Source organism: Psychroflexus sp. ALD_RP9 (assembly GCF_017311165.1).
Classification (GTDB): domain Bacteria; phylum Bacteroidota; class Bacteroidia; order Flavobacteriales; family Flavobacteriaceae; genus Psychroflexus.
In genome coordinates this window covers 1545871-1571775 of record NZ_CP062973.1, presented here as the reverse complement: position 1 = coordinate 1571775, position 25905 = coordinate 1545871, and the positions used below count along the sequence as shown (strand labels likewise).

Sequence of the window (25905 nt, the reverse complement as noted above, 5' to 3'; positions counted from 1 at the left end):
TAATTTTGCGGGACAAATTGGTCTTAAGATAAGATGAAAAAGAAATCTACACGAGTTATTATACCAGCATTTAATGAAGAAGCTTCTATTGGTTTAGTAATTGATGCTATACCAAGCAACATCACTGAAATTATTGTGGTAAGTAACCGGTCTACAGACCAAACCGAAGCTGTGGCAAAGCAACATGGCGCGACGGTACTAAACGAACCTAGACGTGGCTATGGTTACGCCTGTTTAAAAGGCTTAGACTATCTTGAACGATTAGATGACTCAACAAATATTGTTGTTTTTCTAGATGGTGACTTTAGTGATTTTCCAGAAGAAATGCCTCAACTTTTAAAACCAATAGAAACTGGCGACTACGATTTTGTAATTGGCGCTAGAGCTTCATCCTTACGTGAAAAAGGATCTATGACATTTCCACAAATATTTGGTAATTGGCTATCAACCAGCCTCATGCGTTTATTTTATGGCGCAAAGTATACAGATTTAGGACCATTTAGAGCCATTAAATATGAAAAACTCAAAGCTTTAAATATGGAAGACAAAACCTATGGCTGGACAGTTGAAATGCAATTAAAAGCTTTAAAGCACCACCTTAAATATACGGAAGTCAAAGTAAATTACCGTAATAGAATAGGCGATTCTAAAGTCTCAGGAACAATTAAAGGCGCTATATTTGCAGGCGTTAAAATAATTGGTTGGATTTTTAAATATGCTATTAAATAAAATTGTTAGCTTTACTATAATTGCAATATACAGCTTTGCACTACTTCAAATATTTATTTATAGTATCGCTCAATTACAACTATTAGTCAGTTTCGTTAAAAATCGGCATAAACAACCAAAGACAAGAGCATACAAAACCTGGCCACAAGTCACTATACAACTACCAATATATAATGAGGCTTACGTTGTTGAGCGACTTATCACTAATATTATAAAGTTAGATTACCCAAAACATTTGTTTGAAATACAAGTATTAGATGACTCTACAGATACTTCAGTTTATACGACAAGTAAACTTATTAATCAATATAAAACCCAAGGTTTTGATATTAAACACCACAAAAGAAAATCACGAACGGGATTCAAGGCAGGTGCTTTAAAAGAAGGTTTAGAAGTTGCAAAAGGCGAATTTATAGCTGTGTTTGATGCCGACTTTTTACCTCAAAAAGACTGGCTTAAAATAACATTACCTCATTTTTATCATGACCAAGTTGGTGTTGTGCAAACCCGTTGGGGACACCTCAACCGAAATACTAATTTACTCACTAAAATACAGGCTTTTGCTTTAGACTTTCATTTTACGATAGAACAAGTCGGAAGAAACCAAGCTAAACATTTTATCAACTTTAATGGCACTGCTGGCATTTGGCGGAAATCTTGTATTTATGATGCCGGGAATTGGCAAGGCGATACGCTAACTGAAGATTTAGATTTAAGTTATCGCGCTCAATTAAAAGACTGGAAGTTTGTTTATTTAAAAGATGTTGTTACACCAGCCGAACTTCCAGCTATTATGAGTGCTGCAAGATCTCAGCAATTTAGATGGAACAAAGGTGCAGCCGAAAACTTCAGCAAAAACTTTTTTAATGTTTTAAAAAGTTCAAACATTTCAATAGGTTCAAAATTTCATAGCTTTTATCATCTACTAAACAGCAGCTTATTTTTATTAATTTTATTAATCGCTGTTCTTAGTATTCCAATATTATATATCAAATCCTTATTCCCAGAACTCAAATTGGTTTTTTTCGCTTTAAGCGTGTTTGGTATTAGTAGCCTTTTCTTTTTAATTGCTTATTGGTATAGTTTTAAAGAGCTATATGGTAAAAGTTTTTACAGTTTTTTAAAATTTCTAGGGCTCTTTATTTTATTTTTTTCAGTGGCTATGGGTCTATCTTTACATAATAGTATTGCGGTATTAGAAGGACATTTCCAAAAGAAATCAGCTTTTATAAGAACACCTAAGTTTAATAATGTTCTACAAGGAAACGTTTACACTACACGAGAAATTAATTGGGTTAATTTTATTGAATTCTTACTTTTTTTATATTTTGGTTTTGGAATCTATAGTGCTTTTAAAGTTGAAGATTTTGGCTTAATCAGTTTTCATTTGATGTTATTTGTTGGCTTTGGATTTGTGTTTTACCAGTCTATCTTATCTAAAAATTAGAAAAGTTGAAGTTTCTCAACACACATATTTACAGCATGTTATTAAAAGTGTTGTTACACCTATTATTCTTGTTAGGAATTATTTTCTTAAGCCAAACCAAACGTTATGAGCATTTTCAGTTAATCGGTATATACTTAAGTGTATTTACATTGCTATTTATTTTGATTAAATATCAAAAAAGCAGTGTTTTTGAATTAATTATTTTAAGCTTAGCCTCTCGCCTATTACTTTGGGACTATTTTCCAGCCTTGTCTCAAGATTTCTATCGCTTTATTTGGGACGGTATGCTCAACGCAAAAGGCTTTAATGTTTATGTCAATCTACCTCAAACACTTTGGGAGAATTTTAGTATTGAACACAACCAATTTACCGAAACACTATATCGTAAAATGGGGAAATTAAGTGCTCTCAATTACACTAATTATCCGCCATTTGCACAACTTATTTACACCTTACTTTATAAAATTTGTGGAGAAAATATTACAACTTACATCTACGGTTTACGCATAGTTAATTGGCTCGCTGAACTAGGTATTTTTTGGTTCATGTGGCAATTGATGAGACACTTCAAAATCTACTTAAAATCTATTTTTTGGCTATTTTTAAACCCTTTAATTTTAATAGAGTTAACAGGAAACCTTCATTTTGAAGCAGTTATGATGTGCTTCTTTTTTGGATTTTTATATTTTTTTATAGTCAAAAAATACTATCACTTATCAGTAATTTTATTATCAATTTCTATTATTTCAAAACTATTACCTTTAATTATTTTACCACTTGTCTTAAGCTATCGTTATAGTAAAAGTCTACATCAATCTGTAATTAAAGGTTTATACCTCTGTTGCCTAACGCTTATTTTGAGTTTAACAAGCTATCTACATTTTGTTGACCAACAACTACTTAATAATTATAGTGAGAGTCTTGGTCTTTGGTTTTCTACGTTTGAGTTTAACGCTTCTATATATTATATACTTCGTGAAATTGGCTATTTAACGGTTGGTTATAATGCTATTGCCACCATCGGAAAGTTTCTTGCAATATTAATCTTTATGAGTATTATGGCTATTAGTTTTTGGAATTATAAGCGCAATAACTCTGTTAACTTTCTAAAAAAAATGAGTTTAATTTTTTTAATATATTTTTTATTAGCAACAACTGTACATCCTTGGTATTTAATTTTACCACTTTCAGTAGGACTAATAAACAAAAGCTTATTGACTAAACAACTATTGTTAATCTGGAGTGCTACGATTATATTGAGTTATATCAGCTATAAAACTGAAACAGTAAAAGAACTAACAATAATACTAATTGTAGAATACTGTTTAATATATCTAATAATATTAAAGTATTTATTTCTTAGGCTTAGAAAGAGACTTAACACCAGCTACTGCGCCGACGCCTAAACCTAATAACAAAAATGAATTGATAGGTAATGGAACATCATCTGTATTTGAACCTGAACCATCTTCAGTGCCATCTGGAGGTGGTGGTGGTGTTCCGCCGCCTGGTTGTGCTTGAACAAGATTTGTTGAAACCAAACCAAGAATTAGTAAAATTAAAAACAACTTTTTCATAAATTGGATGTCATCTAGATAGATGCAAATATAGAAATAAAAATTTAATCATTAAATTTGAAAGAAAATTATGAAACCAATTTTATTCCTTTTTTTTATTTTAAGTACCTGTCACGTAAGTGCACAGAGACAAATTTCGATAAGACTTATCAACAATAATCAAGTGGAAGTTGAAAACAAAAAAACTTCAATAAAAGATTTATCTCAGGTTATAAGTGACTTTATTAATTCGCAAAATGAAGACGAATTGATTAGTGCAAATATTGAAGTAGACAATACTTCAACAGATAGTTTAATTGAAGTTGTTAAAAATGAATTTAAAAAAACTGAAGTCGATATCTTAAATATTCAGCGTTCTTCTATCACTAATTTTTCGTCTAATTCACCTGTAACCAAAGCCATGATTACACAATACAATACGCTTGTAAAAACTTGGAAAAACACGCCAGAAGCTAATCGCTATTACAGAGAAATTGAACTTGATTTTGTAAAAAACATTTATAAAAAAATGACTTTTAAACAACAAGTAAATGCGGAAAAATTACCTGGCTTTTTACCTATTTTTAATCAGAAGCCAAATACAAAACCTATTGAACAATTTAAATTTGAGCAATGGATTTTTGATGAAGGCTATCTAGTTAAAATAAACGGTAAAGACATTTCAAAAAAAGAGTTACAAACCTATCAAGCTTCAGATTTTGATGCTTATTACATTGAAAGGCGCATTATTAATGAAGAAAAAAAATCAATTATCAACCTCATTAAATCTTAAGTAATGGCCATTTTCTTCATTAGAAATGAAGCATTCATATTTTGACAAACGCCAGGTTTTAGTTGATAATCAAAATTAAGTTCATCGTCTAAAATTTCAGCGTCGAAATGATAGTTAAACAAGTTGGTATGGTTTTCGGCTAAATCACATAAGCTTATATCATGCGTGGCAATAATACCAACACTCGAGGTCTGGTTTAACTTCTGAATAAATTTCTGAGAACCTTCAGCTTTATCTTTAGAATTAGTACCCTTTAAGATTTCATCTAAAATAATAAAGTAAGCTTGGTCTTTTATTGTATCGATAATAAATTTCAACCGGGATAATTCGGCATAAAAATAAGAGGATTCATCTTGAAGAGAATCGGCTGTTCGCATGCTTGTAATTACTGGAATGGGTTTGTAAATAGCGTGCTTTGCACTAACTGGTAAGCCTAAATTAGACATAACTATTTGCAAACCAACAGTTCTTAAAAAGGTACTTTTACCTGCCATATTTGCACCAGTTACAATCCAAAAATGATTGTCATGAAGCTCAAAACTATTGGTAACCGCTTCATTTTTTGGAATTAATGGATGAACAGCTTCTTTTGATTTTAAAATAATACGACCTGTTTCAGTTAACTCAGGATACGTAAAATGAGGGTGATTATAGGCAAAATTAGCTAAGCTATGATAGGCGTCAAAACTGCTAACGCTTGTTAACCACTGCTCTACCTTATGACCGTGATTTTTTATCCAGGTTTCAAGTTTAAAACCATAACGTAAGTCCCACAACAAGAATGCATTTAAGACAACGCCTAATAACATATTATTTCGCTGTTCGAAACCATCAACCAATTTATTAAATTGGCCAATTAAATCTGACACTTTTTGCTGTTCAGATACTACATTAGATTGGTAACGCTTCAATAATTCGGCACTAAAGCTTTCGTTTTCAATTAAATGAACTACATTTTGCTGATTAGCAAAATAGGTTTGAATTTGATTAATTTGAGATGAAAATGCACTCACTTTTTTAACGTAAACACCTGTGATTACCAAGCCGATTAATGCCCATAAACCTAACTGACTCAGCTTTAAGTAATCCAGAAAATAAGCAGTTGCCACAAAAACTGAAAGTATTGCAAATAGATTTGGTAACCATTGCATCAATTTTGGAATAAATGCTTTATGATTTTTAAAAAAATCAACAATCGCATGGTTTGAGACCTCTTGTTGAACTGCATCAGCTTCTGCCGTGAATTGTTGCCTAAATTCAATTTTTTTTGCTAGCTCTTTAATAGCCGCTTGTTTTTCAGAAATTTTGTGATACTCGTTACTAAGAAGCAAATCTGCCAATCGCCTTTCACCTTCATTGGTTGCTGTTCGATTTATGAATTGAAAAAAACTGCGATCACCAAACATATCTAAATCGGCACTAAAAACATGCTGATCGTCTTTGTAGATTTCACCATTTTTAAACATTGAAACATCTCCATTAAGTGCTTTTAATTCATTTTCATTAATTGAAATTAAACGCTTAACAATAGTTTTTTTATGCTTGATATTTTGATGTCTTGAAACCAGAATCACAAAAGCAATAACACTAAACAATAAGGTCGCCACCATGAATTTTGCTTCGCCCCAAAACCAAATTAAGGAAGCAATAGTTAGTAAAAACACACTAATACGAATAAGGCTAGATTGTAGGAGCTTTTTATTTAGATTTCGACGTGTTTTTAAATGTCGATTTATATAAGTTGAATAAATGTTCATGAATTTTAAATATTTTTCAAAAATAGCCGAAATAAAAAGCTTTTACTTACTTTTATAGTACAAATATTATGCTTTGAATGAATATAACGCCTATTTAAGTTTACTAAAAGAAAAAACCCAGGTTTCCAGCTCTGAAATCAAGGCTTTAATTGAAGAATATAAATCAACTGAAAGGTTTAGCATTGCTTCAAAAACCTTATTTTACATCCTTAACCTGAATACACAAGATTATGAATTTATAAATAATCATGCTTACGATTTAACAGGTGTAAAGCCAAAAATTTTTAAAGAAACTGGAACTAAGATATTACCAGAAATTATACATCATTCAGACTACAAATTACTGGTTGACCAAGTATTTCCAAAATTGCAAAACTGTTTTTTAAAACTTAAACAAAATCAGCAAAAAAGTGCAGTATTTGAACTTTACTACAGGTTTAAAAATAAAGTTTCGAATAGTTTAGAACCTGTGGTAGAATATAGTTCTTATGCTGCTTTCGATCATAACTTTACACCTAAAATTTCAACTGGAATTATATTAAAATCTAGCCATAAATACCAAGGCGTAAGAGGAATTTTACGTGCTAAAAAAGATGGTGAGATGAAAGATTTATGCGACCATAGAACTTCTTTAGAAAAAGAGCAATTAAGTAAACGGCAAATTGAAATAATTGAGCTGATTTGTCAAGGCTACACAAAAGCTGAAGTTGCCGATAAATTATACCTCGCCAAGGGTACTATTCACTCTCACGTAAAAAATATTTACCATAAATTAAACCTTAAAAATCAAGCTGAGTTATTTCAATTTAAAGATAATTACCTCTAAAATTACCACTATTGTGGTATTGCAAAAAAAACTAACAAAATTTAAATTTGTTAAACATTAACAATCTATTATTTAACAATCGGGTGTAAATTACATGAGGGCTAATTATTTACACCCGATTTAATTTTTTTATTATGAGTAAAGTTAAATGTTTATTAATTGCATTAATATGTATAAGTTGTCAATCAAAATCTCAAAATTACTGGTCACGTTATAATAATCAACCTGTAAAAACTGAACTAGTTAATTCAACTACAAAAGACTTTGAACCAACAAATCAATTTAAAACAAAAATTACCTATTACCCCAATGGTTTAATTAAAAGTGAATTCAGTCAAGATAAATTTCGTGAAACCCATCGCTATTTTATTTATAAAAGCGACACTTTACATTCTATACTTAGCAAAATTAAGTCTAATGACATGGTTAACTATGAATTAGAAGAAGTCTTGGCCACGTATAAAAATATTTTCCCGTTAAAAACAAATGATTTAAAAGATTACAATCCATACACTGGAAAAAATAAAACTTCTGGTAACACCAAACTATTTACTTACACCAAAAACAACAGCCTTAAACAAGTCATAACAACTGAAGACCAAGATGAAGATAGATACTTTACTGATTATAAAATAAACTACAAAAAAGGTAACATCTCTTCATCTCATTTTAAAATGTACAAAACAACATATTCAACAGATACCGTTGTAGAATTTGAAGAAACCTCGAAATATAAAATTATAAAACAATCTAAAGCTGGACCAAAACACTACGTGAGGCTCACGCAAAGCGACACTTTATACTTCAATAGTGATTATAATTATTATCTCAAAAAAGAACTTAAAGATATAGAATTTGAGTATTTAAAAGTAAGTGATATCCTCGACTATCATTTAGATGATTTATATAACAAAGCTATTTCTGAAGAAACCTATTCTATCATTAATAACAAGATTAAAAAATTAAACACAACTAATGAAACAAGCCTTATTAGTTCTCGGGCTTTACAATCTCAAAACTGGTTTATAAAACGATTTTACAAGAACTATATCGATTTGCTGATTAAAGAGAACAACTTCCCAAAATTTTACAATGTTTTTGATGATGTAATTAAGCAATCGCGATTTTTTGATGCAGACGATTTAAATCAGCTTAGATTTACAGCTTTCTCAGTAGCAAGAAAAGACGAAAAGAACGACTTAGCTAAAAGCTATTTTGAGCCCATTTATAAGAAGACTATTCAAAAAGAAAAGCTCGATTTTGAAGATATGTATGTCATAGCTCTAATGGCTCAAACAAAAGCAAGATTAGATAAAAAAGATGAGGCCAAAGAAGATTTAAATATCATCAAAACTTTTAAACAGGAACAATCATCATTAGTAGAAGATTACAAACGTGATCTTGATTTGTTGATTGCTGAAATACATTATGAACTTGGAAATTTAAAATTAGCTAAAGCTATTGTAAATGACAACATTAAATTTTATACACCAAAAGAAGGTGAAGATGAGTTTGGTGTAAATTACGAAGCATTGATGAGAAATGAAAAATTACTTGAAAAAATAAACAATCAATAATTCTCTTTCAACAGCTCGCGTTTCTTCTTAGGTAACTTACTTACCACTAAATCGTAACTATGATTAATCAAATGCTTGATAAGACGTTCGGTTAAAGGTGTGTCTTGAATTTTAATAGTGTTCCAATGTTTTTTATGCATATGATAACCAGGTAACACATGGTCTGGAAATTTAGCTCTTAACTCTTGTGCATATTCTGGATCACATTTCACATTCACAGAAAAGTCTCCTTGCTCCCACTTTTTAAGTGACGTTAGCGCAAACATTTTACCCAAAACTTTAAAAACTAAAGTGTCCTGATCAAAAGGAAATTCTTCAGTTGTACGAGCTTTTGCCAAACAAAAGACTCTAAATTCTTCTACATTCATAAGATTCAAATATAAAAAAACCTGCCTTAATTGGCAGGTTTCACACACTATAAAATCATATTATTCAGGCTTTATTAAACGCTTCACAATCTGATTTTTTGCACTTTTAATTTTAACAAAATACAAACCGCTTTGTAATTGCTGAATATTGAGAGTGGTTGAATTTGAAATTAAAACTAAACGACCAAGCTGATCATAGATTTCAACAGTTTCAATTATCATATTAGATTCAATTTTTAGGATTGAAGTTGCAGGATTAGGATACAGTTTTACAACATTTTCAGCAACTTGCTCATTAATGCTTAATGTGTTATCAACTGTAACTTCAGCTGTTACGACAACTGAATTTCCTTGAGCATCTTCTGCTGTAAGATTAACAGTATAAACACCAGCACTTGTAAATGTGTCTTGGTCAAGACTCAAGTTAACATTAGCGCTAGTTGTACAATTATCTGAAACTTGATCTAAAACATCAGATGGTGAAATACTAATTGAATTATTTCCAGCTAAATCTATAGTGATATCTTGTGTTGTAAGTGTTGGTGCTAATTGGTCTACAATGGTTACTGTCGCAGTTGCTTGATTAACATTTGAAGACGCATCTTCAGCACTAAGCGTAACCGTATTTGCACCAAGATTTGAACAATCAAAGCTAGTCACATCAAGAGATAAATTGCTAACTGTACAATTATCTGTTGTTCCATTGTCAATATCTGCAGCTGTAATTGTAGCTTGGCCGTTGGCATCTAGTTGAACCGTGATATCTTGTGTTTCAACAGTTGGTCCATCATTATCTACTACAGTTACATTTACAGTTAATGCATTTACGTTATTACTAAAATCGTTAACTAATAAAGTAGCTTGATTAACCCCTAGTTGCGAGCAGTCAAAAATATTGTCATAAGTATCAATTAAATTTATGCCACAGTTGTCAGTAGAACCAGTATCTATTTCATTAGGATCAACTGTTGCAACACCAAATTCATCTATAGCGACGGTTATATCTTGTCCAACCACAGTTGGTGCAATTAAATCTAGTACTGTAACAATTGCGGTAGCTGTAGCACTATTTCCGGCTTCATCTTCTACTGTAAGTGTTACAATGGGATCTACACCTAAATCATCACAATCAAAATTTGAGATATCTAAACTCAATACTAAATCGTTTTGAGCTGTAACATCATCAGTAGAACCATTATCAATTTCACTTGGTGTGATTGTAGCATTACCATTTGCGTCAAGTAAAACAGTAATGTCTTGCGTAATAACGGTTGGAGCTGTAACGTCTGCCACTGAGCCAGAAAATTCATAAGCACCAATATCAACAGTAGTGTTTTCAATTCTATTATTTCCTCCTAAATCTTCTGTCAATTCTGTAGGAACAACAGAATTGTCACCAGCATCTATCGCAGCAGAATTAGAAGCCAAGCTAAAATCTTCGGCCTGTTCGTTTGCAAAAGAAGGATTGACATCTAAATTATTAGATGTGGTTAAATTAGTAGCTCTTGCAGCTAAACTTGATTCGTTAGCCGTTAAATTGTGCGAAAAATCTAAATTGTTGATCAAATTAGATGTTTGATTCATCAAACCAATGTCATTTGTATTTAACACATTTCCGTTGGTGATGTAGTTATTAAAAAAAACATTGTTGTGGACGTTTGCGTCTAAAGAAGGAGTAGGTTGCCCTGAAACTCCAAATCTTCTTAAAATAACAGTTCCTTTATCTATAGAAGAATCTATAGTACCAGTGTCATAATTATTAACAAAAGTGTTGTTGATAAGATTAGCTGTTATGGTTGAAGAGTTAGAAAAAATAGCCATAGAACTGCCAGAAAGAGAAGCGCCACTTCCAATATCTTCAGCTTTATTCTCGTAAAATAAGTTACCGTAAATATTTGCAACTACGTTTGATTGTTGTAAACCTAAAACTTCCAAGCCACTTGCATATCTTGATAGATTATATCTAAAAATGTTGTTTTGAACTTTTATAGTGGAAGTTTGACCATTAAAGGTTTGCAAGTTTACATTTCCTTCTCTGTTGCTCACATTGTTAGTAATGATGCAATTTTCAAGCGTGAAATTTAAGGCTACACCATCTTTAAATATAGCGCCACCTCTGTTTTGAGATGGTGATCCAGAAACATTGTTGGCATGACCACCTGTAAGAGTAAACCCATCAATTGTAACATTATCAGACCCTAAAACGCGCACGACATTATAGTTGTTTTCAGCTCTTGTTGTATTTGTGTAGGTTAAATTAGCGTCATCATTACCATTAACATCGCCGGTTAAAATAGTTGGGTTATTCCGCCAATCTCTGTCTGTTAAATTTGTTTCCGAACCATCAAAACCACCATAGAGCTTAATGTCATCTCCGACTAAATTAAAATCAATTTCAAAAGAGTCATTACGATTACTACCCGGATTGTATGTACCTTGTGCTACCCAAACTGTTTTTTCAATGGTATTACCAGCAGCATTTATACCAGTTTGTAAATCGGTGAATGCATCAGCCCAACTGCTACCGTCATTTGCACCGGTTGCGTTAGCATCTACATAGATTCTTGTAAGTTGGAAGTTAGGAAGGTATTCTCTTGTTGTAAGACTATTACCATCTTTGTAAGTCATAAAAACTTCACCTGTATTAGAAACTGTTAGGTCTGCTACAGTCTCATTAGCTCCAATATTTAAAGTTCCGCTGTAAATAGTACTTACTCCGCCAAAAGGATTGGTTGGCGAGCTTAAACTTTCATCATTTTTGACTACGATAACTTCGCCATTCGCTTTAACAAAACTGACATAATCTGTTAAACTATTAGGTTGACGCTCAAGTTGCAAGGTTTCAAACATAATAGGTTCGCCAGCTTGTTCAGGTAAGGGAAATTGGTTGTAACTATTGGTAAATTTTGCTACTAATAAATTATTAGGGCCTTGAATATTCAAATCTTGAAAAGTAATGAGTTTAAAATTTGTGTTTACTCCATTTGATGTGGCTCCAAATCCCTTTGCAAAATTGTTGGCCATTGAAGGAAATGAAGAATAGGTGTTTGCCCAACTTCCGTTAGGTTGATCTATGTATGCAATACTTGTACTGCTCGAAGTTCTTGCATAAAAAATTCTATCCCAAGAGTCATAGTCTAAGCCATAAGGAATTACGTTACTCGTTGCCGCAACGTGTTCTGTTGTCCATGAACCTGTTTTGTTAGTTACTATAGCTACACTGTTTGAAGAACTTCCTTCATAAATTGCAGCAACGTAAGCTTCGCCATTTCCAAAATTTTCAAAGTGTATTTGAATACGTTCTGTAGGTTCATTGCCGTTATACCCAATGTTATTTCCTTCTTCAATCCAATTTGTTCCATCAAAGCGTTTCACCATGAGTTGACCTGTGCCAGAAATATCTTCTCGATAAGCAACCCAAGGTTCGTTGGTAAAAAGGTTGAAGTTTATATCAGGAAAAGATACATTTCCACTCGTGGAAACGGTTGACCCAACAGCAACCCAATTGTTGCCATCGTATTGCATCACCTTTAGGTGATTCTGATCTGAAGCATCTACATAAGCTACGTACAAATTGCCATTTATTGGAGAAACTTCGGTTTCTACAAAGCTAGGATCATTAGAAAATTGGGGGCTTCCTAAAGGAGCCCAAGTTTGAGATTGTATAGAATGGTTAAAAAAAAGTGCAATGAATACACTAAAAAGTAGTTTAGATTTCATGATTAATTAGTTTTATGGTTTGAAATCAAAACTACTTTAGATACCACCTTATTTTTACCTTGAATTTCTGAAACTTGAGTTTCAATTGCTGAAGAAAAAAAGTCAATATTATGTTTGAGCCGTAATTTTAAAGCTAGATGTCTTGCATCATTTTCATAAACTCATCGGTTTTACTCTTAGATAAAGAAACTGACTTGCCATTATCCATCACAATATAGCCACCATCAGATTTAACGTATTTTTTGATGTAATTTAAGTTGATTAAATAAGATCGGTGTGGTCTATAAAAAGTACCAACTTGATTTAGCGTATCCATGAAAAATTTTAAAGGCTTACTGATGTGTAGAGATTTATGTTCATGCTTTGTAAAAATTTTTGTGTACATACCATCTGCTTCAAATAGTATAATATCTTTAAAGGCAACAAACTCAACACCATCGTTTACAGGTAAACCAATTTTCTTAAATTCATGAGATTTAAAAACAGATTTAAGTTCTTCTAATCTTTTATTAATCTTAGACTTTCCAATAAATTCAATAGCCTTATCAACTGCTTTTTTAATTTTACTGGCTCTTACTGGTTTGAGTAAGTAATCAATAGCTGAAAGTTCAATAGCTTTAATGGCGTATTCTTGATATGCTGTCGTAAAGATAATTTCAAAGTTGTAATCTTCTTTGCTTATAAAATCTAAAATTTCTAAGCCTGAATATTCTGGCATTTCTATGTCTAGAAATACTAATTGAGGTTGTACAGATTTTATAATATTAATACCTTCAAGTAAATTTTCGGCTTGATATATTTCAGTTATTTTTGGGCAATTTTCTTCAATTAAAACTTTTAAAAGGTTTCTTGCCTTTAGTTCATCATCTATAATAATGGCTTTCATAAGGATTTAGTTTTTTATTGGTATAGTTAACGATACTTTTGTGCCTTTAGGCTCATTATTTTCTATTAAATCTGTTATTTTAACGCCTATTTTTTCAAAGCTTTTTTGATTGAGTAAATCTAGTCGTGAAGCTGTTGCTTGACTTGCAAAAGATTGGTTGAGTTTGCTTTTCTTTTTATTTAAAACCTTGGCTTTTGCTCGACCAATACCATTATCAGTGATAATGCATTTTAAAACACTTTGAGTTTCTAAACTAAAATTAATATTAAGATTGCAGTCTCCTTTTTTATGAAACAACCCATGTTTAATGGCATTTTCTACATAAGGTTGGATTATCATTGTTGGAATCTCGATGCTGTCTAGATCAATTATTGAATCGGTTAAAATTTGATATTTAAAATTTTGGCTAAAGCGTAACTGTTCTAATTCTAGATATTTTTCAAGTGTATCGACTTCTTCTTCTAAAGTTAAGCTTCCTCTGTTACTAAAAAACAAATAACTTCTAATTAATTCTGCAAAAGTAGCTAAATATTCACTTGCTAAGTCTTTCTTGTTCAATACGATAAACTCTTGAATAGAATTAAGCACATTAAATATAAAGTGCGGATTCATTTGCGCTTTTAATGCTTTTAACTCACTGTCTCTATATTGTTTCTCTAAAGCCAATTGCTGCTGTGAAGCTTTTAATTCTTGCTTGATTAAAGCTGCTTTTTTAGCTTCTTTTTGCTTTGCAGAATAAAATAAGAAAACAGCTACTAGTAAAAGAATAAGTATGATTGAAGCAATGAGAAAAATAAGATTCCGTTGCCCTTCAGCTTCTGCTAATTCTGCTCGTTTTTTGTTCAACTTATTTTCAGCAGCGATTTGGTCAGTTTCAAATTTAGTTTTCATTTCGGCTATTAAAGCATCTCTTTTTTGACTTTCTATCGAGTCTTTATAAACAATAAATTGCTGGTTTGCTGCTTTGGCTTTAGCCACATCTTGTATAATATTGTAAGCGATAAATAACTTTTGATTGATATCTTTAATGAATTGGAGTCGACCTAATTCTGTATAAATTTTTAGCGCTTTTTCATAATAAGGAATTGAGGCTTGATGATTAGCACGCAATGAGGCAATGGTGCCTAAATCGTAGTTAATCAGCGCAACATTAGCTTTGTTGTTTTGCTGAGTATAAACTGGCAAAACTTCCTTAAGGTAAGCTTCAGCTTTGTCGTATTTATCCATGACTTTATACAATTGCCCCAACGATAATTTCATAAAATTCTCACCTGGCTTAAAACCAGTTTCTTTCGCAATTTCTAATGATTTTATATAATTAAATTCTGCTAACTTTAAGCTATCTAATGCGCGATAGGTAGTGCCTAAATCGAAATAATAACGCCCTAAACTAGGACTTAATGCATCATTTTTAACCAAACTAAGATTTATTTTATTGAGCTCTAAAGCTTTATCATAATATTTTTGATCTCGGTAAAGTGTGGTTAAAACGCAATTAGCGAGTAATTGATTAGGTTTTAACTTTAATCGATCATAAATTCTCTTAGCATTAAGGGCATTTGCAATTGCTGAATCATAAATGCCTTGTTTTCGGTAGGCGCGCGCTAACTCTACATTTGTTTTTGCTTCTAATTGCAGAAAGTTTTTTCGTTTTGTTATTTTTTTAGCTTTTTGTAAAACCTTGACCTGAGAGTCTATATGAGTATTATTGTAGGTTTGGCTTAGCAATAGTAATCGATTAACATAGGTTGTATCTTTAATATTAGTTTGCTTAATTAATTTTTGTAAACTGTCGTTTTGTGCTTGAAGAGTCAAACTAAAACAAAATAAAAGAAAAAGTAAACGCATAATTAATGAAGTAATTTAACCTTAAATTAATTATAAATATATGGCATTAAGATTTAGGTTTTAGGTTTCAACTGCTAAAACCTCTCATTCAATTTCTAAAGATGGTTGATATCTTTGATACTTTAATGAAGTAAATTACTTTTTAAAGTAAGCCATAATTTAAACCATAAAGTTTCGATGAAAATAATTTAATTTGCTTGACTCAGTATTAATTATTCTAAATTGAGCTTAAATAATTCAGCTGAAATACCATCCGTTAAAAACTTATTGTTTTCAGTTACATGAATAACTTCGTTTGAGTTGACACTAACCAATTGGTCTTTTAATAAAGGTTGAAGTTGGTCTGTTAAATAAGCCCGGTAAGTTAAGCCAAACTTTGCTTCTACTTCATTTAAATCAACACCTAAACTAGTGCGTAAACGGGTCATAATAAATTCATTAAAGCGATCGGTTGTTGTAAGATGTTCAATCTCTAAAGGTAACTGTTTAGCTTCAATAGCTTTTAAGTACTTAATATTATGTTTAATCGACCAGGAACGTTGATATCCATTAAACGAATGTGCTGATGGACCAATACCTAAATAGGGTTTGCCTGTCCAATAAGCTAAATTATTTTGTGAATAAAAGTTGGGTTTCCCAAAATTCGAAAATTCGTAATTTTTATAACCTCTATTTCGCATTTGTATTTGCAAAACATCATAGTGATCGCGGGCCAAATCATCATTAACAGGAGCAATTACTTCTTTAGCAATAAAGCGTTCTAAAGCAGTGTTAGGTTCTACTGTTAAAGCATAACATGATACATGTGGAATATCAAACTCAAAAACCTGTGCCAAATTGGCTTCCCATTTTTGAATACTCATATTAGGAATTCCATAAATTAAATCGATACTAATATTATCAAAATAGGTTTTGGCTAATTTAATTGAATTTATAGCTTCGGTTGCATCATGTGCACGATTCATCAATTTTAAATCGTCTTCAAAAAAAGATTGTACACCAATGCTTAAGCGATTTATTTCAGTTGAAGCTATTTCTTTTAAATACTCATCAGATAAATCGTCTGGATTAGCTTCTAAAGTAATTTCAGCTTGCGAATTAACCTCAAAATAAGCCTTAATTGTTTGCAGGATCTGGTTAATTTCAGTTTTACTCAATAAACTCGGCGTCCCACCACCAAAATAAATGGTATTTATACCAGAATTTATGTCTTCTTTACGCAGTTTTAATTCTTGACAAATGGCTTTAACCATTCTAGATTGATGTTTGCGTGTGGTTGAAAAATGAAAATCACAATAATGGCAAGCTTGTTTACAAAATGGAATATGAATATAAATACCAGACATAACACAAAGGTAAATGGGAAATTGAAACTACTTCCCTCAAACGCTAATTTAATTTTAAAATATAAACTTAGGCTGAAGAAGCCGATTATATTTGCCAGAAAAAAAGATGCGGTGGATTTTCTTAATATTATTTTTATTAAGCCTTGAATTTTATGCTTTTCAAGCCATTAAAAAGTTAAGTAAATCTTGGGCCATACGCATTGGCTTTGTACTTTTAACACTTATCCCGTTTTTTTTGATGCTCTATAGCTTCAACCAACCTGTCACTGGCGGCACTTTTGGCGGAAATCGTGGTTTTTTTATCGGTTTATTTTTAAGTGTATTTGCATTAAAAGCAACAAGCATCATTATACTATTTTTTGAAGATTTAACGCGGTTTTTAAAATTTTTCTGGCACAAAATAAACACCTCAAAACAATCAAAAGCATACAGCAATTCCCGACGTAAATTTGTAAGCCAATTAGCGCTTGGCCTAGGTGCAATCCCTTTTATTTCTTTATTATACGGCATGTACAAAGGCAAGTATAATTTTAAAGTTTTAACCTACGAACTCAGTTTTGAAGACTTACCTGAAGCTTTTGATGGTTATCAAATCACACAAATTAGCGATATACATTCTGGAAGTTTCGATAACAAGCAAAAAATTGAATATGCAGTTAATTTAATCAATGAACAAGCCTCTGATTGTATATTATTTACAGGAGATTTGGTGAACAACCTAGCGGAAGAAATGCAACCCTGGTTAGATACGTTTTCAAAGTTGAAGTCTAAAGATGGTGTTTATTCTATTTTAGGTAACCACGATTATGGTGACTATCACGATTGGGAAACTGAAGCCGAAAAGCAAAAAAACTTCAGTGACTTTGTTAATACACACAAGGCAATGGGTTGGCAATTACTGCGCAATGAACACATAAAAATTTCTAGAAATCAACAAAACTTACACCTTATTGGTGTAGAAAATTGGGGAAAAGGCGGTTTTAAAAAGGCTGGTGATATCGATAAAGCTTGTGAAAGTTTATCACCTAAAGATTTTAAAGTCGTTATGAGTCATGACCCATCTTACTGGGATGAAGTTTTACACAAACATCCCAAAAATTTACAACTAACCTTGAGTGGTCATACACATGGCATGCAATTTGGCATCGAAATACCTGGTTGGTTTAAGTGGAGTCCTGTTCAATACCGTTATAAACAATGGGCTGGCATTTATAAACATGAAAATCGATTCATTAATGTTAATCGAGGTTTTGGCTTCTTAGCCTATCCAGGGCGAGTTGGTATATGGCCAGAAATAAGTGTTATTAAATTGAAAAAGGCTTAGTTAAATAGCTTTTATTATTACACATTTCAATTACAGATCATCATTACAAAATAACCTGTAAACAAAATAGGTTTAAATGAATGATACATTAAAATTAAAGTATCTTGATAGTTTTTTTTAGCTGTTTCCTGAGATAAATTATAAACACTTTTGCATCGATTCTAAGTACAAACCCTAGAATTCAATTGGTTTTGTAGTGACTCAACAATAACCACATTTATTATCCTATTTTAATTTTTTTGAAAAAATTTACCATTATTGTCTTTTTTATGTTAATAAATTATTAATTTTATCTATCCATATTTAAAATACTAACAATTAAAAACGAAAAAGCATGCAACAAAAAACTAATAATTCAAATTACAATAGCTGGAAAACTTTTTTAAGTTTTCATCAGAACAAATTTAAAATACCTATAAATCTAATTCTGATATCATGTTTCATTTTATTTAATATTTCAAGTTATGGTCAATCAGGTTCAGTAACTGAAACCTACACCAGTGGAGACATACCAACTGATGTAAGTGATGCAATGGCATGTTCAGCTGCAACAGGTTCTTTAACAGTTACAATACCTTCAGGCAAAATAGTAACTAGTGTAGATATTGCTTATGATATGACTGCAGCTAGCGGAGCTTGGCAGAGTGAGCAAAGAAGTCGAATTCGTGTTACCAATAATGGTAATGAAGAATCATTTATAAGCGGTTCAGGAAGTTCTGGAGGTACATTTTCATATAATAGAACAATTACGCTTGCTGACGGGTTAACAGACACCAGTATTACTTTCGAACTTGATGTCTACAGAACCTATGGGCCAGGTTTTACACCAACGGGATGTAATACTACCTACAATAAGGTAGATGACGGTACTTGGTCAGTAACTGTAAACTATGATGATGCTCCATCTTGTATTGCACCAATTAATCTAACTACATCTAGTATTAGTTCTTCAACAGTCGACTTAAATTGGGATACAGAAACAACTGCAACTAGCGGTTACGATTGGGTAATCGTAGCTTCTGGAGATGATCCAGATGTTGGTCCTTTTGTAGATTCTGCAAACGGTGTTACTGGTACAAGTGTTTCTGCTTCAGGATTATCTGGGAATACAGATTATGATGCCTACGTTAAAAGTGACTGTGGCGGTGGTGATAAAAGCGATTGGTCAAGTGCAGTTAGTTTTACAACGCTTTGTAATACAGTAATTAATTTCCCATATACCGAAAGTTTTACCACATTTTTGAATGATTGTTGGGAGGAAGCTACAGGAACTAATACTAATATAACTTCAACTGGTACATCATCTTGGGGAAGTGATTCATTTAACGGTGATGATAGTGCATATTATAACATGTATACAAATACTACAGCACAATGGTTAGTCACTGAAAATTTTGATTTAGGCACGACAACAGATTATCGTTTAGCTTTAGGTATTGCAGCTTCAGCTTATAATAATTTAAGCACACCCGCTAATTTTTCTGTTGACGATGAAGTTGGTCTTGTGATTTCAACTGATGATGGAGCAAGCTGGACCAGCTTAGGCACATACACTGATGGTTCTGAACCATCAAATACAGGACAAACTGATACGTATGATTTATCAAGTTATACAGGAACTGTAAAATTTGGTATTTATGCTGTAGCAAGTAGTGGTTTTAGTGACCATGATTTATATATTACAGACTTTACAGTTGAAGAAATCCCGTCATGTATCACACCTGCAAACTTAGCCGTATCTAATATCACCTCTTCAGGTGCAGACCTAGATTGGGATACAGAAGCCACTGCTAGCAGCGGTTACGATTGGGTAATCGTAGCTTCTGGTGATGACCCAGACGTTGGCCCTTTTGTAGATTCTGCAAACGGTGTTACTGGCACAAGTGTTTCTGCTTCAGGATTATCTCCAAATACAGATTATGATGCCTATGTTAGAAGCGATTGCGGCGGTGGAGATAAAAGTGACTGGTCAAGCGCAGTTAGTTTTACAACAGCTTGTAATACAGAATCTCTACCATGGACAGAAGACTTTGAAAATGCAGGAGCAACTCCTGATTGCTGGACAGAATCTGGGGGCGAAGCTTGGAATTACGACACTACTGGTGCTGGTGAAAATATTGGTGATGGCGGAACTATTACTGGCTCAACCGATAGCGGTAACTATTTTGCATGGATTGATAATTCTGGCTCTCAAGGACCAAGCACACTAACAAGTCCTTTTATAGATTTAAGTTCACTCACTACACCGCAAGTTGCTTTTTATATGATTAGTGATAGTGGTTCAGATCCTAACGCTACTTTAGATGTTGAAGTTTATGACGGAAGTTCATGGAATAATGTAGGTAGCTTTAGTGCAGATACTAATGGTTGGGAAAGAAAAGAAATAGCATTGAGTTCACTTACATTTACTGGTGACGCTCAGGTCAGATTTACGATAACAGATGAAGGTGGTTTTAGAGATGACATCGCTATAGATGACGTGACTTTTGAAGAAGCTCCAAGCTGTATCACACCAGAAAACTTATCCGTATCTAACATTACCTCTTCAGGTGTAGACCTAGATTGGGATTTAGAAGCCACTGCTAGCAGCGGTTACGATTGGGTAATTGTGGCTTCTGGTGATGACCCAGATGTTGGCCCTTTTGCAGATTCTGCAAACGGTGTTACTGGCACAAGTGTTTCTGCTTCAGGATTATCTGGGAATACAGATTATGATGCCTACGTTAGAAGTGATTGCGGCGGTGGAGATAAAAGTGACTGGTCAAGCGCAGTTAGTTTTACAACATTAAAAGATTTTTGTGCTGGAGATTTAGCTACAGATTCAGGAGGAGTTGGTTCTGACTATTCAAGTAGCGCTAATGAAACAATAACTATTTGTCCAGATAATCCTGGTGACAAAGTAGTCATTAACTTTTCTGAATTTAGCTTTGAAAACAATGGAACAGGATGCTATGATGGCTTAACTGTTTACGATGGTAATAATACAAGCGCAGCAACAATAGACCCACCAGCTGGAGGAACCCAGTGGTGTTGGGATAGAGATGATACAACAGCTTCCGGTTCAGGTGATTTACTTGGTGTTTCTATTGCAGCAACTTCAGCATCGGGCTGTATTACATTAGTACTAGAATCTGATGGATCAGTTACTAGAGAAGGTTTTACAGCTTCAGTTTCTTGCGAATCTACTGTGTATCTCTGGGACGGTACTGCATGGACCAACGAACCTGATGGGTTTATTTCTGCAAATGATAATTTATATGTAAATGCTGGTGGCACACCAGATATTTCAAGTGATGTTAATACTAACAATATTTTTGTAGATAATGGAGCAACACTCGATATCAACCCTACTGCTAGTTTAAATTTATCTAATGACATGGTAAATTATGGAACAATCACTTTTAAGAGTAATGCAACATCAACAGCTCAATTAGACGAGTTTACAGGTACTATTTCAGGCACAGGAACAGTTGAAGTCGAGCGTTATATCCCTGCTAAGCGTGCTTTTCGTTTGATCAGTTCAGCGGTTGATGGTTCAACCATCGCCAACGCTTGGCAACAAGACACGCATATTACAGGTGCAGGTGGCGCTACCAATGGTTTTGACGCTACAAATACTGATAATCCGTCTATGTTTACATTCGATAATACAATCACTGACCAATCTAGTGGCGCTGGATGGCAAGCTATCACTTCAACAACTGATGTGATTTCAGCGGGAACACCTTACCGTTTAATGGTGCGTGGTGATCGAACCATCGATTTAGCTGATAATGAAGCACCAGCCACAGCAACCACTTTAAGTGCTTCAGGTAGTTTACAAACTGGAAGCTATACACCAACTTTAGCTACAGCAGCTAACAATTATAGTTTTGTGGGTAACCCTTATCAAGCGGTAGTTGATTTTGGTGCAGTAACTAAATCTAATCTCACAGATTTTATCTATGTTTGGGATGCTTCAATTGCTGGGTCTAATGGTAATGGTGGTTATATCACCGTTCAAATCTCAACTGGAAATATCACAGCTCCAAGCCCAAGTAGTTCTGATGCCTCGCAATACATTGCACCAGGTCAAGCCTTTTTTGTGCAAAACAATGCCTCTGGTAATGGCTCAATTACCTTTAAAGAAGCTGATAAAGCCACAGGTCAATCTCAGGTGAGTATTTTTAGTACTTATACTAACTTTTATATCAACTCGCGTTTATACAAAGCCTCAGCTTTACAAAATGGTGAGATGGAAAGTGATGCCATAGGATTACGTTTTAATGAAAACTATACCACTATTGGTAGTGATGAAGATGCGAGTAAATTAGCCAATCCAGGTGAAAACTATGCGATTGTAAACAATGGTTTTAAATCGATTGATAAGCAAAACATCCCAACTGATGGCCATCAAGTTGATTTATTGATGATGAACTATGAAGATACCGCTTACAGCCTAAGCTTCAATTTAGGGAATCAGCCTGAAACGCTTAAGGTTTACTTAAATGACAGCTATTTAAATACACAAACCGAATTAACAGAGAGCACAACTTATGACTTTACAGTTGATGCTAATGTGCCAGAGAGTATCGATCAAAACCGTTTTCATTTAAGTTTTGAAGAAGTGCCTTTAAATAACCAAAGTTTTGATGCCGGACAAGTTCGCTTGTATCCTAATCCAGTGGTTCATCAGTTACAAATTGAATTACCAGCTTCAGTTGAGATCAATTCAGTTCAAGTTTTCAACACCTTGGGTCAACAGGTGCTAACAACCACTCAATCTCAAGTTGATATGAGTCAATTAGCTTCAGGTGTTTATGTGGTAGAGCTAGAAACTACAAAAGGGAAAGTGAGCAAGAAAATCATCAAGCAGTAATTCAAAACATTAAAACAGAAAAACATGAGACATACTTATAAATATGCATTATTAATGATGATGGTTTTAGTGGCCGTACAGTTAAATGCACAAGGATTAGAAGATGCCATTGGATTTGAAGACACGGTGAGTGACACGCCTGCGGCACCGATTCATTTTTTAATACCACTAGCCATTGCAGTGGGCGCTTTTTTAGGGATTAAAAAACTGAAAAAGTAAAAATAGTATCCTAACCAAAGTTAAAAGCGATGTTCAGTATTGAGCGTCGCTTTTTTTATTTAAGCCTTTTTTCGTTTTGGGTAACAAAAGCTTTCCAGCCTGAATAGGATTTTGAAGAGATTTGGTTTGAGCTATTGTAATAATGACAAACTGCAGCTGCTAATCCATCTGTAGAATCTAGATTTTTTGGTAATTCTTTAATTTTTAATAGGCTTTGTAGCATTTTAGCGACTTGCTCTTTACTGGCATTTCCATTACCTGTAATGGCCATCTTTATTTTCTTAGGCAAGTATTCGGTAATTGGGATTTGGCGCGTTAATCCTGCAGCCATAGCAACACCTTGAGCACGACCAAGCTTAAGCATAGATTGTACATTTTTCCCAAAAAAAGGGGCTTCAATAGCAATTTCATCAGGGTGATGCGTGTCAATTAATTCTATTGTACGTTCAAAAATCAATTTAAGTTTAGTGTAATGGTCACTGTATTTTTTTAAGTTGAGTTCATTAAGTTGTATAAACTCCATTTTTTTATGGACAACCTTAATCACTCCAAATCCCATAATGGTTGTACCAGGATCTATTCCTAAAATAATTTTTTCAGTCGACACGTATAAAAATTGTTTCTTTGTAATATGAATTACAAAGCTAATCAAATAATACAGCTTGTATTAAAATTTGGGCTGCCATTATTAAGTGTACTTTTTATTTGGTACAAAATAAATACATCTGCAGCAGGGTTTGATCAAGTTTTTTTGACCCTAAATAAATATGATGTCCGCTTAGTTTTTTGCTTTGTAATCATTAATCTAATTCTATCTAGCTTCAACTGGTTGTTAGACAGCCTAAAATGGAAATTGGTATTAAAGCCGAAAATTAATATCTCGTTTAAAATAGCCTTATTTCAAAATCTTAAAAGTCATAGTTTAGCAATTTTCACACCCAACCGGCTTGGTGATTATATCGCAAAGGCTTTGTTTTACGATTCTTTTCAACGGCAATATGTAGCGATTTCAAATGGTGTAAGTCAGTTTTCTCAACTTTTAAGCACTATTGTTTTTGGTGGTTTTGGTCTGGTGTATTTCATTAACTTTACTTTTAAAGAGTTTCAAAATTTTCAGTTTTTAGTTATTGGGTTAGTAGTTATTTTAGTGGTATTTGCTTTTATACAATACCACCCAAAACTTAGAAAAAAATTAATTCTACTTAAACCTTATTTATCTAAATTTCCCAAGCAAATTGGTTTATCATTATTAAAACATTTGGTATTTAGTCACCAGTTAGTGCTTATTTTATGGGCTTTTGGTATTAAGCTTAGTTATTTAGATACTTTAATGGCCGTTAATGTAATGTATATTTTGAGCTCAGTTATTCCAAGTTTTTTTGTGGTAGATGTTGCCATTAAGAGCAGCTTAGGACTTCTAATTTTTGGTTATCTAAACCAAACTCCAAGTTTAATCTTAACCGGGTTTAGTTTGATGTGGTTGTTTAATTTTGCACTTCCTGCGATGATTGGAAGCTTATTACAAGGTCTATACAGGACTAAACTAAAAGCAAATGTTATTACTTAGCTATTCACTTCATTTATGTTATCTAGTTGTTATTGCACTATGTATTTTTAAGTTGAAACGATCGAGTTTTAAGGAAGTACATTCTACTAGTAAAATAAAATTCAGCATTTTGGTTCCTTTTAAAAATGAAGAGAAGCGAATAGAACCATTATTGATGTCCTTGAACGACCTTAAATATTCTAGAGACGATTTTGAAGTGATTTTTATTAACGACCACTCAACTGATCTTTCGGTTGAAGTGATACGAAATAAGTTAAAAAAGTCTCCTCTAAATTTTAAAATTATCGATCTAATAAAGCCTAAATCAGGGAAAAAATCAGCTCTAATTTTAGGCGTAAATCAAGCTAAGTACGATTATATATTTACAACTGATGCAGATTGCTATTTACCTGTGTATCTTTTACAAGACTACTCTCATCAGTTTTTATCTAGTAAAGCTCAATTGGTTTTTGGTCCTGTAAGCTGTGATAAACAAAGCTCTTTTTGGAAGAATTTTCAGTACTATGATTTCTTAGCTATACAAGCTATAACTAAAGCGAGTTACTTACTTGGTAAACCTATAAGTTGTAATGCTGCAAATATGGCTTATAAAAAAGAAAGTTTTAAAAAAGTAAAACCTTATCAAACTAATATTGACATAGTAAGTGGTGATGACCATTTTTTATTAGAAACATTTTTAAAACACAACCTAACTATTAAGTACCTAAATACTTCAGACGTTGTTATCACTTTACCCTGTGAAAATCTTAAGTCGCTTTTAAACCAACGCAAACGCTGGTTTAGTAAAAGTACACACTTTAAAGATAACATGGCCAATTGGCTCAATCTAGTCTTATTTTTGGGGCATATTAATCTTATTATAGCTTTAGTTTTGGTCATGCTTCAATACATGTCTCCGATAGCTTTTAGTTGTTTCGTAATTAGTAAAATCTTAGTTGATGTCAACCTAATTATGTCATTTTCTAAGCCTTATCATTTAAGTTTGTGTGTACGTCAACTTTTAAAAATTAGCCTTATCTATCCATTTTTATTGTTAGCATTTAGCTTAAGTTTGTTTAATAATAAATATATTTGGAAATAAGAA

At 32.8% G+C, this 25905-nt stretch carries 19 protein-coding genes; 11 read left to right on the top strand and 8 right to left on the bottom strand.

The window, feature by feature from the left end; translation table 11 throughout:
• Positions 1–33 precede the first annotated feature (33 nt).
• From IMZ30_RS07315 to IMZ30_RS07305, 3 genes are read left to right on the top strand one after another with little or no spacing between them, the layout of a single operon-like run.
• Positions 34–729 carry a glycosyltransferase family 2 protein gene (locus tag IMZ30_RS07315; protein WP_207037677.1) on the top strand — a complete coding sequence of 232 codons (696 nt, stop codon included), beginning with the start codon at positions 34–36 and terminating at the stop codon, positions 727–729.
• Positions 716–2176 carry a cellulose synthase family protein gene (locus IMZ30_RS07310; protein ID WP_207037676.1) on the top strand — a complete coding sequence of 487 codons (1461 nt, stop codon included), beginning with the start codon at positions 716–718 and terminating at the stop codon, positions 2174–2176. The genes IMZ30_RS07315 and IMZ30_RS07310 overlap by 14 nt, the downstream gene beginning before the upstream one ends.
• 5 nt (positions 2177–2181) lie before the next feature.
• Positions 2182–3582 (top strand): hypothetical protein, encoded by a 1401-nt coding sequence (locus tag IMZ30_RS07305; protein WP_207037675.1) that lies wholly within the window; start codon positions 2182–2184, stop codon positions 3580–3582.
• Here the strand turns inward: IMZ30_RS07305 and IMZ30_RS07300 are convergent.
• The gene (locus tag IMZ30_RS07300; protein WP_207037674.1) at positions 3529–3753 is read right to left on the bottom strand and encodes a hypothetical protein; all 225 of its coding nucleotides are present in this window, start codon (positions 3751–3753) and stop codon (positions 3529–3531) included. The genes IMZ30_RS07305 and IMZ30_RS07300 overlap by 54 nt on opposite strands.
• Positions 3754–3823: 70 nt before the next feature.
• On the opposite strand from IMZ30_RS07300, the gene IMZ30_RS07295 reads away from it, so the two are divergent.
• Positions 3824–4525 carry a hypothetical protein gene (locus IMZ30_RS07295; RefSeq protein WP_207037673.1) on the top strand — a complete coding sequence of 234 codons (702 nt, stop codon included), beginning with the start codon at positions 3824–3826 and terminating at the stop codon, positions 4523–4525.
• Here the strand turns inward: IMZ30_RS07295 and IMZ30_RS07290 are convergent.
• Complete coding sequence (locus IMZ30_RS07290) at positions 4522–6282, bottom strand: MutS-related protein (RefSeq protein WP_207037672.1); 1761 nt, start codon at positions 6280–6282, stop codon at positions 4522–4524. The two genes, IMZ30_RS07295 and IMZ30_RS07290, sit on opposite strands and share 4 nt — an antisense overlap.
• Positions 6283–6355: 73 nt before the next feature.
• Between IMZ30_RS07290 and IMZ30_RS07285 the strand changes: the two genes are divergently transcribed.
• Together IMZ30_RS07285 and IMZ30_RS07280 are read left to right on the top strand one after the other, a co-directional pair.
• On the top strand, positions 6356–7108 hold the full coding sequence (locus tag IMZ30_RS07285; RefSeq protein ID WP_207037671.1) for a response regulator transcription factor: 753 nt from the start codon (positions 6356–6358) through the stop codon (positions 7106–7108).
• A gap of 134 nt (positions 7109–7242) precedes the next feature.
• Positions 7243–8685, top strand: coding sequence for a hypothetical protein (locus IMZ30_RS07280; protein WP_207037670.1), 1443 nt, complete (start codon positions 7243–7245; stop codon positions 8683–8685).
• Here IMZ30_RS07280 and IMZ30_RS07275 read toward each other — a convergent pair.
• From IMZ30_RS07275 to hemW, 5 genes are all read right to left on the bottom strand, one after another.
• Positions 8679–9053 (bottom strand): MmcQ/YjbR family DNA-binding protein, encoded by a 375-nt coding sequence (locus IMZ30_RS07275; RefSeq protein WP_207037669.1) that lies wholly within the window; start codon positions 9051–9053, stop codon positions 8679–8681. The two genes, IMZ30_RS07280 and IMZ30_RS07275, sit on opposite strands and share 7 nt — an antisense overlap.
• Positions 9054–9113: 60 nt before the next feature.
• On the bottom strand, positions 9114–12773 hold the full coding sequence (locus IMZ30_RS07270) for a T9SS type A sorting domain-containing protein (protein ID WP_207037668.1): 3660 nt from the start codon (positions 12771–12773) through the stop codon (positions 9114–9116).
• Between the two features lie 133 nt (positions 12774–12906).
• Positions 12907–13659, bottom strand: a complete 753-nt coding sequence (locus IMZ30_RS07265) for a LytR/AlgR family response regulator transcription factor (protein ID WP_207037667.1) — start codon at positions 13657–13659, stop codon at positions 12907–12909.
• 6 nt (positions 13660–13665) lie between these two features.
• Positions 13666–15507: a histidine kinase gene (locus IMZ30_RS07260; protein WP_207037666.1), complete on the bottom strand. Its 1842-nt coding sequence runs from the start codon at positions 15505–15507 to the stop codon at positions 13666–13668.
• Between the two features lie 212 nt (positions 15508–15719).
• On the bottom strand, positions 15720–16853 hold the full coding sequence (hemW, locus tag IMZ30_RS07255; protein WP_207037665.1) for a radical SAM family heme chaperone HemW: 1134 nt from the start codon (positions 16851–16853) through the stop codon (positions 15720–15722).
• A gap of 106 nt (positions 16854–16959) precedes the next feature.
• Between hemW and IMZ30_RS07250 the strand changes: the two genes are divergently transcribed.
• The 3 genes from IMZ30_RS07250 (at position 16960) to IMZ30_RS07240 (ending at position 23254) form a co-directional block, all read left to right on the top strand.
• Complete coding sequence (locus tag IMZ30_RS07250) at positions 16960–18177, top strand: metallophosphoesterase (protein ID WP_207037664.1); 1218 nt, start codon at positions 16960–16962, stop codon at positions 18175–18177.
• A gap of 334 nt (positions 18178–18511) precedes the next feature.
• Positions 18512–23035: a T9SS type A sorting domain-containing protein gene (locus IMZ30_RS07245; RefSeq protein WP_207037663.1), complete on the top strand. Its 4524-nt coding sequence runs from the start codon at positions 18512–18514 to the stop codon at positions 23033–23035.
• Between the two features lie 24 nt (positions 23036–23059).
• Positions 23060–23254 carry a hypothetical protein gene (locus tag IMZ30_RS07240; RefSeq protein ID WP_207037662.1) on the top strand — a complete coding sequence of 65 codons (195 nt, stop codon included), beginning with the start codon at positions 23060–23062 and terminating at the stop codon, positions 23252–23254.
• Positions 23255–23309: 55 nt separating this feature from the next.
• On the opposite strand, the gene ruvC is transcribed toward IMZ30_RS07240, so the two are convergent.
• Positions 23310–23861: a crossover junction endodeoxyribonuclease RuvC gene (gene ruvC, locus IMZ30_RS07235; RefSeq protein WP_207037661.1), complete on the bottom strand. Its 552-nt coding sequence runs from the start codon at positions 23859–23861 to the stop codon at positions 23310–23312.
• 24 nt (positions 23862–23885) lie between these two features.
• Between ruvC and IMZ30_RS07230 the strand changes: the two genes are divergently transcribed.
• Complete coding sequence (locus IMZ30_RS07230; protein WP_207037660.1) at positions 23886–24821, top strand: lysylphosphatidylglycerol synthase domain-containing protein; 936 nt, start codon at positions 23886–23888, stop codon at positions 24819–24821.
• Complete coding sequence (locus IMZ30_RS07225; RefSeq protein WP_207037659.1) at positions 24808–25902, top strand: glycosyltransferase; 1095 nt, start codon at positions 24808–24810, stop codon at positions 25900–25902. The genes IMZ30_RS07230 and IMZ30_RS07225 overlap by 14 nt, the downstream gene beginning before the upstream one ends.
• Positions 25903–25905: the final 3 nt, after the last annotated feature.